14 protein-coding genes, 1 tRNA gene and 1 pseudogene are annotated in these 14095 nt (G+C 47.2%); 7 read left to right on the top strand and 9 right to left on the bottom strand.

Annotation, left to right across the window (positions count from 1 at the left end; all coding sequences use genetic code 11):
* Window positions 1-406: 406 nt before the first annotated feature.
* Window positions 407-483, top strand: a tRNA-Arg gene (locus OC23_RS16420).
* Window positions 484-524: 41 nt separating this feature from the next.
* Here OC23_RS16420 and OC23_RS16415 read toward each other — a convergent pair.
* Window positions 525-1823 (bottom strand): SRPBCC family protein, encoded by a 1299-nt coding sequence (locus tag OC23_RS16415; protein WP_038346064.1) that lies wholly within the window; start codon window positions 1821-1823, stop codon window positions 525-527.
* A gap of 355 nt (window positions 1824-2178) precedes the next feature.
* Between OC23_RS16415 and OC23_RS16410 the strand changes: the two genes are divergently transcribed.
* A complete protein-coding gene (locus tag OC23_RS16410) occupies window positions 2179-2676 on the top strand; it encodes a YcxB family protein (RefSeq protein WP_038346063.1) in 498 nt (165 codons plus the stop codon).
* Between the two features lie 33 nt (window positions 2677-2709).
* Complete coding sequence (locus OC23_RS16405) at window positions 2710-3351, top strand: fumarylacetoacetate hydrolase family protein (protein WP_038346062.1); 642 nt, start codon at window positions 2710-2712, stop codon at window positions 3349-3351.
* Window positions 3352-3432: 81 nt separating this feature from the next.
* Here OC23_RS16405 and OC23_RS16400 read toward each other — a convergent pair.
* Window positions 3433-4239, bottom strand: a pseudogene (locus OC23_RS16400) (AraC family transcriptional regulator).
* A 107-nt stretch (window positions 4240-4346) separates the two neighbouring features.
* On the opposite strand from OC23_RS16400, the gene OC23_RS16395 reads away from it, so the two are divergent.
* Window positions 4347-5252, top strand: a complete 906-nt coding sequence (locus OC23_RS16395) for a DMT family transporter (RefSeq protein ID WP_038346061.1) — start codon at window positions 4347-4349, stop codon at window positions 5250-5252.
* A gap of 27 nt (window positions 5253-5279) precedes the next feature.
* On the opposite strand, the gene OC23_RS16390 is transcribed toward OC23_RS16395, so the two are convergent.
* Window positions 5280-6530 (bottom strand): YihY family inner membrane protein, encoded by a 1251-nt coding sequence (locus OC23_RS16390; RefSeq protein WP_038346060.1) that lies wholly within the window; start codon window positions 6528-6530, stop codon window positions 5280-5282.
* Window positions 6531-6642: 112 nt separating this feature from the next.
* On the opposite strand from OC23_RS16390, the gene wrbA reads away from it, so the two are divergent.
* Window positions 6643-7242: an NAD(P)H:quinone oxidoreductase gene (wrbA, locus tag OC23_RS16385; RefSeq protein WP_038346058.1), complete on the top strand. Its 600-nt coding sequence runs from the start codon at window positions 6643-6645 to the stop codon at window positions 7240-7242.
* Here the strand turns inward: wrbA and OC23_RS16380 are convergent.
* On the bottom strand, window positions 7239-7601 hold the full coding sequence (locus OC23_RS16380; RefSeq protein ID WP_038346057.1) for a hypothetical protein: 363 nt from the start codon (window positions 7599-7601) through the stop codon (window positions 7239-7241). The genes wrbA and OC23_RS16380 overlap by 4 nt on opposite strands.
* 101 nt (window positions 7602-7702) lie before the next feature.
* The gene (lgt, locus tag OC23_RS16375) at window positions 7703-8515 is read right to left on the bottom strand and encodes a prolipoprotein diacylglyceryl transferase (RefSeq protein ID WP_038346056.1); all 813 of its coding nucleotides are present in this window, start codon (window positions 8513-8515) and stop codon (window positions 7703-7705) included.
* A gap of 106 nt (window positions 8516-8621) precedes the next feature.
* Here lgt and OC23_RS16370 point away from each other — a divergent pair, with 106 nt between their 5' ends.
* A complete protein-coding gene (locus tag OC23_RS16370; protein WP_038346055.1) occupies window positions 8622-9404 on the top strand; it encodes an NRDE family protein in 783 nt (260 codons plus the stop codon).
* Window positions 9405-9454: 50 nt separating this feature from the next.
* Here OC23_RS16370 and OC23_RS16365 read toward each other — a convergent pair whose 3' ends face one another.
* The 4 genes from OC23_RS16365 to tatA form a co-directional block, all read right to left on the bottom strand.
* Window positions 9455-11440: a PhoX family protein gene (locus tag OC23_RS16365; protein WP_038346054.1), complete on the bottom strand. Its 1986-nt coding sequence runs from the start codon at window positions 11438-11440 to the stop codon at window positions 9455-9457.
* Between the two features lie 180 nt (window positions 11441-11620).
* Entirely contained in the window at window positions 11621-12385 is a 765-nt protein-coding gene (gene tatC, locus OC23_RS16360; RefSeq protein WP_038346053.1) for a twin-arginine translocase subunit TatC, read from the bottom strand.
* Entirely contained in the window at window positions 12382-12819 is a 438-nt protein-coding gene (gene tatB / locus OC23_RS16355) for a Sec-independent protein translocase protein TatB (RefSeq protein ID WP_038346052.1), read from the bottom strand. The genes tatC and tatB overlap by 4 nt, the downstream gene beginning before the upstream one ends.
* Before the next feature lie 12 nt (window positions 12820-12831).
* Window positions 12832-13047: a Sec-independent protein translocase subunit TatA gene (tatA, locus tag OC23_RS16350; protein WP_038346051.1), complete on the bottom strand. Its 216-nt coding sequence runs from the start codon at window positions 13045-13047 to the stop codon at window positions 12832-12834.
* Window positions 13048-13199: 152 nt separating this feature from the next.
* Between tatA and OC23_RS16345 the strand changes: the two genes are divergently transcribed.
* Window positions 13200-14087, top strand: coding sequence for a permease (locus tag OC23_RS16345; protein ID WP_038346050.1), 888 nt, complete (start codon window positions 13200-13202; stop codon window positions 14085-14087).
* Window positions 14088-14095 lie beyond the last annotated feature (8 nt).

Below are 14095 nucleotides of genomic sequence, written 5' to 3'. Positions count from 1 at the left end.
TGTTTGATTATCGCTTTAATGTCAATATTGCAGTATGTATCATATTTTTTAATAGCCTATAAAATTTATATAAAACAAATAATTGTATTTTTGTTTTTTGAATGCATATTTTAATATTATGAAATCATAGATTATTTATAAAACAACAGAGTAGTTTGATTTGTTCTGAAGGGCTGTTTTTATTTAATTGAATTTTAAAAGTTAATTTATATCTCTTTTATTTTTTAGGAAATTTATGGCCTATACGGTTTAGCAGCGCTGCATAGCACTCTCGGTTCAACTGGCTGAATGCTTCAGGTCAGGCTTTTGCGGCGGGAACGCTGAATCTCTAGCCACTTGGTTAGCAACTTGTGAAAAAAGTCTTATCTTTTGCGAAAAAGTGCGTATAATGCCCCTCATCAAATATGCGCTCATAGCTCAGCTGGATAGAGCACTTGGCTACGAACTAAGGGGTCGGGAGTTCGAATCTCTCTGAGCGCACCAATTTGAAAAAAGAAACCGCTTAAATGCGGTTTTTTTGTGCCTTAAATTTTTGTCTTGAGCTTCTGTACAAATACCGCATTACCGCCAACCGCAGGTAACAGCTCGTGATAAGGCAGGCTGCGCATTGCCCTGAGTAAAAAAGGCGCTTTTTCATCGATTTTCATACTGCTGGTCATTTTCAATAAAGTACCCGGGTTTGCGCCAGTCAATTGCATTTGCCCTTTAATAAAGCGTAAATCTCCACCTTTGGCATAAAAATTATTTTCAGTGCTGCCGGGATAACTAAAATGCAATTTGAAGGCAAACGGAATATTGATCACGCCCAGACCGACATTGATCTGTAGATCTGCATCTTGTGCCTGATTCTGAACAGCTGTCGTAACCACTTTCTTGATCTGGCGGGGGAACAGTTCCTGATAGGCTGCAGGTGTTAGCCATTTTTGCAGTTGTTGGGGCGACTGTTGATAAAACCGATACGTTGTGGTGAAGCGCATGGCTTCACGCCCGTGGGTATAGAGTACACTGGTGGGCGCATGCAGAAAGCTCACCGGCTGCTGGGCATTCTGGCTCAGTTGTGCAATTTTCATCAGTTGGGCGTTATTAAGTTGCGGGCTGGGAATTTGTCCGGCATGCAAGGCTGTTATAGTTTGCTGGTTAAACCGGTTTCTGAGCGCCTCCATTACAAAAGCGTTGCTGCTGCTGGGGATGCCAAGCTTGACTTCAGGAATGGCATTTAGAATTTTCTTAACAATAAATCCCTTGGGCTGGTTCAGGTCTCCCCATTGGGTCAGGGTAATCAAGGTACGGTGCTCATCCAGGGCAAACCATTCAAATTTACCCACGCCATAGGGAATGGGCGCATCAATCACCAAGCTGGAAATACTATTAGGCTGGATCTGATGCTGTAAGGTGACCTCTTCATTGAAGTTCAGCACGGGAATAGGTGTCGGAATCGAAACCCGATATTTCATCTGGACAATATTGCCTGACTGTTGCAGGGTTTTGGCCGATTTCACGGTCGGGAACAAACCGGTATATTGATTGAAATCAGTCAAGGTTTTGGCAACCTGGCGGGCGTTGACGGGTACAATTATTGCCGCAGAATTAAAACTCACGCTGGGTTGAGGATTGGTTTTTAAGGTGGGCAATGCCGTTTTTGTGACAGGATGTCCATAGATAAAAATCGTGTTTTGGGTGTAGCTTGCCAGGATTTTGGGATTGTTCTGAAATGGCTGTAAGGCACTGGGAATATTGTCATTCCAAGTCAGTAGCTGGGCAAAACCACTTTGTGTTGTGCCTAGAAAAATACAGGCGACAAGTAGTCCGTGCAAATAACGCATCACATTCCTTTGGTTTTTATCCGTGATTTGGCGGGCATTAACACCCTGTGATTGAGTGTATCCACGCCCATTATTAATAAGATTTTTTAGTGTTAAAAAATAGTCGTATTGTGTAAAACTTTGCCAGAGACTCCATTGTATTCAGTGCCTTGATAGATATGATAAGCTTCAAGAACAAACCACATTTTGCAGGACTTGGAAAATACAGGATTCAATATAATGTGGTTCAAAAAAAAGAATGAAGTCAGCTGAATGCCCCGATTTAAATTTTGTATCAAAACGCCAGAAAGGTGATTTACCAGCGAAGCATTTATGTTCTAATAGGTCAGTTTTTTCAAATGTTAGAAATTTAAAAATGTCTGAACAACGTCCAACGGTCTCTGTGCGCTATTATCTGAATCTGGAAGAATCACAAGATGGTTTTGCTCTGGTCACTTTTGGTAAAAAGACCTTCAGCCGTTTTCTAACACCCGTGATCAGTATCGCGATTATCCTGTGGGGGATTTATTTAGGCTTCTCCGGGGTCGGTCGCTATTATGTGGCGTTGGGTGCATTCTTCCTGCTGATGCAGGGCGTGATGCGCTACTGGTTATTGCCGATGTTGTTCAAGCGCCAGTTTGTACGTTACCAGTTTGGTAAGAGTGAACAGGGAATTGATTTATATCAGGATCATTTTGAGCTGTATTCAACCGGTAAAACCCAGAACGCCCAGTATGCCGAGGTACAATCCTTTGCAGTCGGCAAACTCACCTATATGCTGGAGTTGAAAAATCATACCGTGATTATTGTGCCAAAGCGTGCATTTGCAAATTCGGCAGATCAGGTCAAATTTGAAAACAGTTTTAAAAAGTAAATTTATCAGCGGTTCAAAGAACAAGGAATATTCATGAGTACACGTCCTTCAAAAATTGTGTGTGTCGGCCGGAATTATGCTGAACATGCCAAAGAACTAGGCAATCCTATTCCTGATCGAGCGATCTTGTTTATCAAGCCACCGAGCAGCCTAAGCCCGTTATCTCAAGGGATTAGCTGGAATCAGGCTTTGGGGGAGTGTCATTATGAATGTGAAATCTGTTTGCAGATGGCCCAGCCTTTATCACTGGAAACTGATCCGGTCAAGGCACTGGAAGCGGTGGGTGCCGTAACACTGGGGCTGGATCTGACCTTGCGTGATTTACAGGCCGATTTAAAAGCCAAGGGAGAGCCTTGGGAGCGTGCCAAAGCCTTTGATGGTGCCTGCCTGCTGGCAGACTGGATTGAGGCGGATGAAGTTGGCGACCTGCAAGATCTGGAACTGGTTTTCAGCATTAATGGTGTTGAACGTCAGCATGGATTTAGCAAAGACATGATCCGGGACATTGGCGCTTTACTGGTCGAGATTAACCAGTGTTTTAGTCTGGAAGCGGGAGATGTAATCATGACCGGTACACCAGCAGGTGTGGGTGCTTTACGGGCCAATGACCGGTTGACCATGAAACTGATTACCCGCTCTGGCGAATATGACTGGGATAGCTTTGTAAAAGGCTAAGTCTCACGCGGGGATAAAAAGGCGTTGCGATCAAGAGGGCAGCGCTTTTTTTTGCCTGGCTGAAAGCGTTTCAGGTTCCGCTCAGGACGCGTTGACCGGATACAGCTTGCGGAACTGATCCGGCGTGCAATGCATCCAGCGCCGGAACATATAAATAAAAGCAGATGAGCTGGCATAGCCCAGATCCAGTGCAATACTTTCAATGGTTTTGCCCTGATTCAGCATCGACATGGCTTTCATGACCTTGAGGCGTTGCCGCCATTCATGCAGTGACATCCCCAGCTCTTTTTGGCTATAACGTGCCAGCGTCCGTTCGGTCATGTTGATCTTGTGTGCAAGCTGTTCAAGGGTACTGTTATCGGCAGGAGATGCATGCAGATGAGCCAGGATTTTGGCCAGTGCCGGATGCTGGGTCGTGGGCAAATAGCTACCCACCAGTTCGGCATGGCCGAGGGTGTCTAGCAGTACCTGCAGTAAACGTAAATATTCGGGGTCCTGTTCTGCAAACGGGGACTTACGCAGATGTTCAAGGAGGGCCGGCACCAGCGGAGCAGACAGCAAGATGCCTGCCTGTTGTGGCATGTGCTGACATAAGGTCTCATGCACGTACAAGGTACAATAGGTCACGTCATTCCGGTTAATACCGCTGTGCTGTACATGCGGAGGAAGCCAGATACCGTAGGGCGGCGGGGTCAGGTAATTGATCTGCCCGATATTGATTTCAAGCACGCCGTCAAAGGCATAAATAAACTCTCCCTAGGCGTGTGCATGTTTGGGGCAGAACGTTTCTGCCGGCGCTTCCCGCACCCGTAGCCATAACGGGGCCGGAATATCATTGCAGGCAGGGATGGCCTGAAAATCCTGAATCCGTTGTGCCGATTTTTTCATAACATGAGAATTGCCCGAAAACATGCATCTATTGTCAGATTTTCACTATATCATGAAAATCTGACAGTCTTATATTGATGCTCAAATAATACAATCGGAAGCATGCGATGGATGAGCGCAAAGCACTGGATGCCAAAGCATCTGGTCTAATGATCATATTGTGTATGATCTGGGGCTTGCAACAAGTCATTTTAAAAATGGCGGCCCCAGATATCACGCCCCTAATGCAGATTGCCTTACGTTCCGGACTGGCGGCTGTTTTATTATTGCCTTTGCTTTATCTGGATAAAGCCAGCCAGCTCTTTAACCGCCAGAACCTCAAGGCAGGTGGACTGGTCGCATTTCTGTTTTCGCTGGAATTCTTTCTGCTGGCGCAGGCCTTGCAATGGACCTCGGCTTCTCATGCGGTCGTTTTACTGTATACCGCGCCTATCTTTGTGGCCTTGGGATTGCACTGGAAACTGCCTTCCGAGCGCCTGAGCCTGTTACAGTGGGGTGGCATTGCCATTGCCTTTTTGGGAATTGTGGTCACCTTCATACGGGGTCAACCTGCTGCAAGCGCACCCGAACAACAGATGCTCTGGGGAGACCTGCTGGCTCTGGCTGCAAGCATTGCCTGGGCGGCAACCACCATTACCGTGCGTTTATCTTCGCTGGCACAGGCCGCCGTAACACAAACCTTGTTTTATCAACTGGCGGGCAGTTTTGTCTTACTGTCCGGACTGGCGATCATGCTGGGACAGGCCTCAATTCATTTTACTCCACTGGTGATCGGCAGTCTGGCCTTTCACACCCTGATTGTGTCTTTTGCCAGTTTTCTGGTGTGGTTCTGGCTATTACGCAATTATCTGGCGTCACGTCTTGGGGTGTTTTCATTCCTGACCCCGTTATTTGGCATGGCTTTTGGAGTCGGGTTACTGGGGGAGCACATTGAGCTGAATTTTGTGATCGGTTCGGCTCTGGTGCTGCTTGGCATTGTGGTGGTTAGCCTGCAAGGCTGGATCAAAAAATAGAACAGGCCTCCTATGAGGCCTGTTTTGTTACTTCTGCTCAAACAGGGTCGACAGTGGAATGGACAGTTTGGCTGCCAGATAATCATTACTCTCAATCAGTGCAGGGCCAAGTCGCTCCATCCATTCATCATCCTGATGGATATTGCTGACATCATCACGCAGGGGCAATGGATACGGCAGATCGGTAAAGAAGCTCCAGAAATCCACCTGGGCCAGGTTGCGAACCAGTACATATTCATCTTTATCGGTACGCATAATCAGGTTTTGCCGTTCCAGTTGCAGGATATAAGCCGGCAGGCGGCCTAATTCACCACGGCCAATGATATTTAACAGCTCTTTTTCACTGACACTTTGCCCAAGCTGCTGTTTCTTGTAAAATAGTTCCAGAATATCCAGTAGCATCAAAATCGGATGGCGCTTCTGTTCTTTACCCGAATGAAAGGCCGTCAGGGCATAACTGATTTCTACGCCCAGCAGGATGATATTCCAGGACAGATAGATCCAGAGCAGGAAAATAGGCACTGCGGCAAATGCGCCATAAACGATTTCATAGCTGGTAAAGTTGCTCATGACCCAGCCAAAGAAACGCTTGAGCACTTCAAACACGGTCGCACTGAAACAGGCGGCAATCAAGGCTGAAAACACCGGCACAATACGGTTAGGAATGGTCCAGTATAAAATGAAAAAACCGACAATCGTCAGTAAAAACGAAATCAGCCAGAGCAGGAACGCACCATCTAGCTGATAGCCTGCAAAGTTATTGCTGAGAATACTCATTGACGCAACCGTTGATGACAGTACAAAAGCACTGCCTAACACGATCGGGCCCAGTGAAATAATGGTCCAGTAACGCATGAAACCGACCAGACCGGTGCGGGTTTCCTTGACGCGCCAGATACGGTTAAACACATTTTCAATCGAGGTCAGCATGAGCACAGTGGTGACAAATAGGAACAGCACCCCAATGATGGTCAGGTTACTCGATTTCTCGGTAAATGCACTCAGGGCCTTGTCAAAGGCGATGGTGCTTTTAGGCAAGAAGTTACTGTAAATCAGTTGTTGTAATTGCTGGCGTGCAGGTTCCAGTGCCTTGATCGAGGAGATAATGACAAGGAAAACGGTCAACATCGGCACGACTGCAAACAGGGTGGTGTAGGTGAGTCCGCCTGCTTGCTCGCGACAGCGGTCTGCTTCAAAACGTCGTAACACAAACACAATAAATTGAAACCATGTTTTTTCTAAAAAAGGCAGTTTTTTTAGATAACGGTTTAAGATCATGGGTTCTATCCTAATTATTTTTAATAAGATCCTGTGCCGGGACAGGACTTGTAACAGCCTAAAAAGTATAAAATGTCGTATAGTGTCCTTTTTAACAAAATTCTTGAAAGCGATGCAACCTTACGTTCTTGTTCTTTATTACAGTAAATATGGTTCAACCCGACAAATGGCCCATCTCATTGCCGACGGAATTGAAGCTGCCGGCATGACTGCCCGTATCCGGACCGTGCCCAATTTATCGACCGTTGTGACGCAGGCTGAAGCCAGCATTCCGGAACAGGGCGATCTCTATTGCACGCTGGATGATCTGGCACATTGTTCTGGACTGGCACTGGGTTCGCCAACGCGTTTTGGCAATATGGCCAGTGAAATGAAATATTTCTGGGATCAAACCACCAGCTTGTGGCTGAATGGCGCTTTGCATAATAAACCTGCCTGTGTTTTTACCTCTTCAGGTTCCATGCATGGCGGGCAGGAGAGTACATTGCTGAGCATGCTACCGCCATTGTTCCATCATGGCATGATGATTCTGGGCTTACCCAACTCGATTCCGGCGCTGTCAAACACCAAAACCGGGGGAACACCGTATGGTGCCAGTCATGTCAGCGGGACTCGCCATGAGCAAAGCCTGAGTCAGGATGAAAAGGTTTTGTGTGAAGCACAAGGCAAGCGTCTGGGGCAAATCGCCAAGGTGCTGGCTGCTACATTTTAGTGGCGGCACTGGCGCAAGCTGTGACCACGGCGAACCTGTTGCCAAAACGCCAGAGGCTCATCAGGATAAGCAATCAGGGTATCTGACATCAGGGCACTGCCCAGATCAGGGTCGGACTTTGTCCCGGACAGTTGTGCATAGACATAATCCAGCAGGTCATCTGCGCTAAATACCTGCTTATAGGCATCCTGTAATTCGGCATTCTGGTTGGCAAAGCAGACCCGATGCGCTGCATCCTTATCGAGCAGGCTGAGGCCCAGCCTTTTCTCGATTTCAGTCACAATCTGCTGATTGAGCTGTAAGGGAGACAGGGAAAGAAAGAGCTGGTGACTTTTAAAACCTGAATACTGATCTGGCATGGTCTTGACCTGCTGTAAACTGCTTGTGTTATCCAGTCACTATACGCGGTTTATCTGGTGTGGATAAAGCACAAAAAAACGGGAGCCAAAGCTCCCGTTTTTTATTTCTTTAACTGCCAGTCATAGATATTCCGACGATAGGCATACCAGATCATCCACAGCCCAATAATGATCATCGGGAAGCTAAGGAGCTGGCCTTTGGTCATCCAGCCAAACAGGATGAAGCCCTGGTCTGCATCGGGCTGACGGAAGAATTCCATAAAGAAGCGCGCCACGCCGTAGCCAACCAGAAACAGTGCCGAAACCGCCATCCGTGGGCGTGGTTTGGAACTAAACCACCACAACACGATAAACAGGATCAGGCCTTCACACAGGGCCTGATAGATTTGCGAAGGATGACGGACCAGACCTAATGGATCGGTCGGGAAAATCATTCCGAACGGATAATTCGGGTCTTGTACCTGACGGCCATACAGTTCACCACCAATAAAGTTGCCAAAACGGCCAAACATCAGGCCTGTCGGTACGCAGGGAGCGATAAAATCCAGCGTCTGGAACCAGGTTTTCTGGTACTTTTTACACCAGAACAGCATGGCAATCATGACGCCGAGAAAGCCGCCATGGAAGCTCATGCCGCCAGTCCAGACCTGAAACAGCCACAGTGGATTTTCAAGGAACTTGCCGAATTCGTAAAACAGCACATAGCCGATACGTCCACCCAGCACTACCCCCAATGCCCCGTAAAACACCAGGTCTGAAACCATATCGGCGGTCCAGCCATCACGCTGTTTGGCGCGATAGGAGGCCAGACCCCAGGCACACAGGAAAGCCAGAAGATACATGAGTCCATACCAGTGCACCTTGACCGGTCCCAAGCTCAGCGCAACTGGATCAATATTTGGATAGGTCAGCATTGCTGTTCCTCAGTTTAAAATTTGAAATTAAGTTTTGATCAGATTGTAGCGGAATGATCTGAAAAATGTTGTACATTCAATGTGTAAAGATGTGAGAACCAGATCAATGTGTATTGTCGCTTTTGCATGGCATGTACTGGAAGGGATGCCATTATGTTTACTTTCAAATCGTGATGAGTTCTATCACCGGCCCAGTGCCGCCTTACATCCATGGCCGGAAAGTGCGATTGTGGCCGGGCAGGACCTGCAGTCTGGCGGTACCTGGATGGGTATAACCGCATCGGGACGCTGGGCTATCCTGACCAATTTCCGGAATGGCCGGGATCAGCAATCCTATAGCACTTCCCGTGGCCATCTGATTCAGGCTTTTCTGGAAAGTGAGCTGGCACCGATCCGTTTTGCCCAGCAACTGGAACAGCAACAGCAGGATTATGCCGGGTTTAACCTGTTTGTGGGTGACCGCAAGCAGGCGGTGTATATGAGTAACCGGGGAGAGGCACCCCAGGTGCTGGCGAATGGGGTATACGTGGTGTCGAATGGCTTAATGTCTGAAGACTGGCAAAAGACCCGGCATTTGCGCAAACGCTTTACCCAGGAGTTTTTACCGATGCTGCAACAGGCCCCTGTTCCGGAATCTGCACTCAGGCAGGCCGCCTGGGATATTCTGGAAGATGAGCGCAAGGTCATTGCCGATTTATTGCCGGACACCGGCATCAGTACCGAAATGGAGGCGCTGTTGTCTTCAACCTTTATCCAGAGTCCGGTATACGGTACCCGATGCTCCAACTTTTTAAGACTCGACACCCGACAATGGCACTGGCTGGAAAAATCCCAGCAAGGACAACAGCAGGGCCAGATTGTTGAGCTAGAACTGGGGTTACACCCATAAAAAATGCCGGCATGACGCCAGCATTTTCTTTTTGCAATAAAAGCCGGGAGTTAGGCTTTTTTCTCGATCGATGGTGCAACCGGGTCAGCGGTAATGTAGCCGACGCTGGCACTATAACCGCCGTTATAGTTGGCCAGCACCGTTGCTTTTAAGTCGGCCGGCAGACTTGAACTGTCGCCAGGATGCTGGAAATTACTCATGATATACGTCCAGCCATTGACGGAGTCAACCGCATGCAGGCCGGTAGATTCTGCACCTGCCGGCGTCGATAGAATCCGGTCTAACGACTTGGTCTCTACATTATATGCCCAGAGGAAGTTATTGGTGTGGTTACCGCTATCTTCACCAATGAACAGGGTGCGTAAGGTTTCAGAGAATTTCAGGTTGTCAGGGCTGGCAATGTTGTTCGGATCGGCTGTATTGCCCAGACTATCTACCGGAATATCCTTGCCCATCAGGAGCATATGGCTCTGGTAGGGTGCCCATTCACTATTGATCACACCATTTAAGTGGTCAACCTGGCTGCCTTTAAGGTCATGTGCAAGTACACCACCTGCTTTCAGGGTGCTCTTGAACTTGACGTTATGTGCCGCCACCCAGCTGGATTTGCCTTCAATCATGGAATCCTGGATATTGGCCAGTGCAGAGTAAGCTACCTTATCCTTGATGTTCACGGTTGTGCCTTCCATTTTGGTAAAGGCCATACTGCCGCCCTTCAGTGCAGCGTAACGATGGGTTTCAAGGAAAGCTGCTGCCAGTTCAATTTCTTCCTTGCTAAAGCCGTTATTGGCTTCTTTTAACTTGACCCAGAGGGTTTTCTTATCCAGTACGATCTGCGTATAACCGGTTAAATCGGCTGGGGCAGTGGTCAGGCTTTCCATAATGTTTTCGGCTTTAATGCCCCGGACATTGACCAGATCTTCAATGGTTTTGCTGCTGGTATGGCCCAGCTTGATCCATTGAATAGGTGCAGTGGAGGTTTCATTCAGCTCAGCCGTATATTTTGCAACGTACAGGCTCCCGGCAGAGAGGTCTTTTTCTTTATCGGCCACAAACATAAAGAAGCCGCCGTTGGTATAGTCATCGCCCATAATCACGGTGCGGTTGTCCGGCATCACCTGAATCAGTTCATGTGAAATACGGCCCAGGCAATAATGTTTAACGGCCGTTCCGCGACCTTTACCGTCCAGAATAATCTCTGGCAAGTGTCCATAGTTATAGACGTTGGCTGTATTTTCATTGCCATACAGGTTTTTACTGTAGGCTCTCAATGTAGCAAGGCTACTACCGATTTGGTCAAATGCATCCGGTTCATATTCTTCACTGGAAAGGTGGGTATTCCAGGGTGAAAGGCTGGCACCACAAGTGATCCATAGACCGTGCACTTTGGACATGTCGACATTGAAGTACTTTTTCAATGTCAGATGACCTGTTTTCTGGTCCTGATCCAGGGTGAGGACCGCAATCGGAGAAGGTAATTGGCCATACATGCTTTGTTTGGCCAGGTTCTGGGTGGTGTACTCGAACTGTACGACATGGAAGACCGGATGATTTACCCCGGCCACCTGTGCATCCTTGATATGGATCATGGAAGAACCATCCGGACAGTCCGAAAAGAATTGACGTTCCTGTCCTGCAACCGAGGTATCACGGATTGGTTGATTGTGAATGTCGTAATAGCTACCGGCAATGATTTTTCCGCCGTCGATATTGTCGACTTGCATGCCTGTACGGAAAAATTCCTGATAACCCAGTTTATATTCGGTACTGGTATTGTCTTCCCAGGTCACGGTCAGGCTAGACTTGACTGAAGTGGTCGCCATTTCTGCTGTGGTCGATGGAGCTGCCATCGGGGTAAATTTGGCATTTTTAAACTTGACCAGCTTGGTCGGTGGCGTCACAACGTTATTATCGTTGTCATCATTACAACCGGTCAAAACTGCTGCTGTGCTCATCGCCCCCAATGGTAAAAACGGGATACCTGCAAACCATTTTAAAATATCACGACGACTTGGCTGATGGGTATTGGCTGTCATAATAAATCCGTATCTATAATATATGGTAAATAAATCCTGATCGATTCTATGAAGCAGAGATGACAGTTTTTTGACACTTTTAAGGCAGTTTCAAGACAATTTGATTTTTATAAATGGCTAAAAAATATAAATTTAAAATAGACATCCCTGAAGCCAGTTCAGGGATGAAGCCGTTCCCATTCAAGCTGGACGCTGACGTTTTTCCAGTATTTTTCCAAACAGCAAGCCCAGCTCGAATAGCATCCACATCGGGACCGCCAGCATAATCATCGACAAGGCGTCAGGTGGCGTCACAAACATGGCAATAAAGAAACAGCCAACTACAATGAAACGGCGTTTTTCAACCAGACTTTGCGTGCTGACCACTCCAATCAGGATCAGCACCAGCGTAATGATGGGAATCTCAAAAGTGAAACCAAATACTAAAAACAGTTTCAGGCAGAACCCCAAATAACTGTTGATGTCGGTCATGGGGGCCACGGTTTCAGGTGAGACACTGATAAAGAAATGCAGGATCGCCGGCAAGGTAATGAAATAGGCAAAGGCCACACCCAGATAAAACAGTACAATACTGCCCAGCAGTAGCGGAATAGCCAGATGGCGTTCCTTTTCATACAAGGCTGGTCTGATAAATGACCAGATCTGGTAAATGATATATGGCATGGCCAGCAGGAATGCCACAAACAGATTCAGCTTAAACGGGGCCATGAAGGTTGCCGTGACATCGGTTGCAATCATGGTTGAGCTGGCTGGCAACTGTTGTCTTAACGGCTCGGAAAGCCATTGATAAGTGGTGTTTCTAAACGGCAATAAACAGAAGAACAGCAGAATCGTTACCCCAACGATCTTGAACAGATATTGGCGGAGTACGATCAAATGCTGCATCACCGGCATTTGCTGCAAGGTTTCTTCAGTATCTACTGAGGTCGAAGGTAACTGGCTCATACGGCAATCTTTAATTCGGTATCAAACTGTTGAGTCGGGAGGCTCGGTTCTAGCTTGAAAGGTAATTGCTTGTGGTATTCAAGACTGAAGGGAATACAGGCTGGCTGCGCAATCAGGGTATAGCGGACAGGTAGATGCCCGGTTGCCTGGGACGCTGCCGCAGTGGCTATTTGGGTATTTTTAAGTGCATCCAGCTGCTGTTGCATCCTGCGTTCAAGTTCTGTAATTTTCTCGATTTCTTTTTGCATTTCTTCGCGAAACTCCGACAGGCGAAGTTCGCGGTCAATTTCGTTCTGAATATTGTTGATAAACTTTTTAATCTTTCCATACCATTTCGCGACAAAGCGGGCAGCTTCCGGTAATTTATCAGGACCGAGTACCAGCAATGCGATCACCGCAAAGCAAAAAATCTCGGTCATTCCCAAATTCAGCATAGACTTGCCTGCTTAGCTTTTTACTGAGCTTTCAGTATTTTTAACTTGTGCATCAATGGTGCGTGGTTCGTTTAACGGCGCCGTGACTTCGTCTTCTTTCATTGATTTTTTAAAGTCTTTGACCGCACCACCGACATCTTTACCCAGGTTTTTAAGTTTTGATGTACCGAACAGCAAGATCACCACAATTGCAAAAATCAGTACATGCCAAATAGATAAACCAGCCATATTGTTATTCCTGTAAAACTTTGGGTATATCTCAACAGCTGGGCATGACAAAGATGTGACACTTATATTGCAGTTTTAAGACAGTGCATTGATCCCCTACTAAAAAGTGCTAGCATAAGCAGCATTGCAAGACCCGATAAAAATAGATCGACATGACATTGCTCCTCCCTATAAGTGCCTTTATTTTCGGGTTGTTGCTTGCCCAGACCGAAATAGCAGGGCAGGCCAAGAAAATCCTGTCTTCCTTACTGGCCCGGCTATTTATTCCGGTAGTCATCGTTTACAACATGGTGTTTTATCAGGCGGGTAGCTTGGCCTTGATGCTGTTTAGCCTGATCTCGTCTGTACTGCTGTTTTATGTCTTTGCCTATTTTTCTAAAGACCGTTTACAGGCATTGTGCTTTAGCTATAGCAATATCGGCTGGTTAGGTTTTCCATTTGCTGTGGCTTTATTTGGTGAACAGGTCAGCGCCGCCATGATTGCGTTATATATTGGTGGTTCACTGTTTGGCAATATCTGGGCAGTGGCTGCAATTTCAGACGGGCCAGCCGATTATGTTGCAACATTGCAAAAAGTACTGAAATCTCCGCCGGTACTGGCCTTGCTGGCAGCCTTGGTTCTATGGCTGTCGGGAGCGCATCATTTGCAGGGCAATGTGCTGGTAGAAGGGACCTATGAGGTTGCCAGGTTCGGGATGAGCTTTGCCGGCATGTGTATTCTGGGAATGTGGCTGAGACATACCCGTGTACATGGGGCTGACTTGCTGCTAAGTACCCGGAATTTAATGTTCAAGCTATTCTGCGGGGTCATCATTTGTATAGTAACTTATTATTGTATTGCGATTCCGCAAATTGAATCGCTGATTCCGGTTTTGTTTTTCTTGTTCTGTCTGCCGCCCGCCGCCAATATTGTGGCATTGGAGACGCATTATCTGGGGACGGGTGTTTCAGCCCGCTATATCGCTGCCGGAACCATGGTAAGCGGTGTGGTCATGATCGTGTATGGCATCTTGTTGCATGTAAAAAGTGCCCTGATTTAGCAGGGCAC

Source organism: Acinetobacter sp. A47, from assembly GCF_000805455.1.
GTDB lineage: Bacteria > Pseudomonadota > Gammaproteobacteria > Pseudomonadales > Moraxellaceae > Acinetobacter.
Note: the sequence above shows the minus strand (reverse complement) of the source record. Positions and strands in the feature narration are given on the sequence as shown.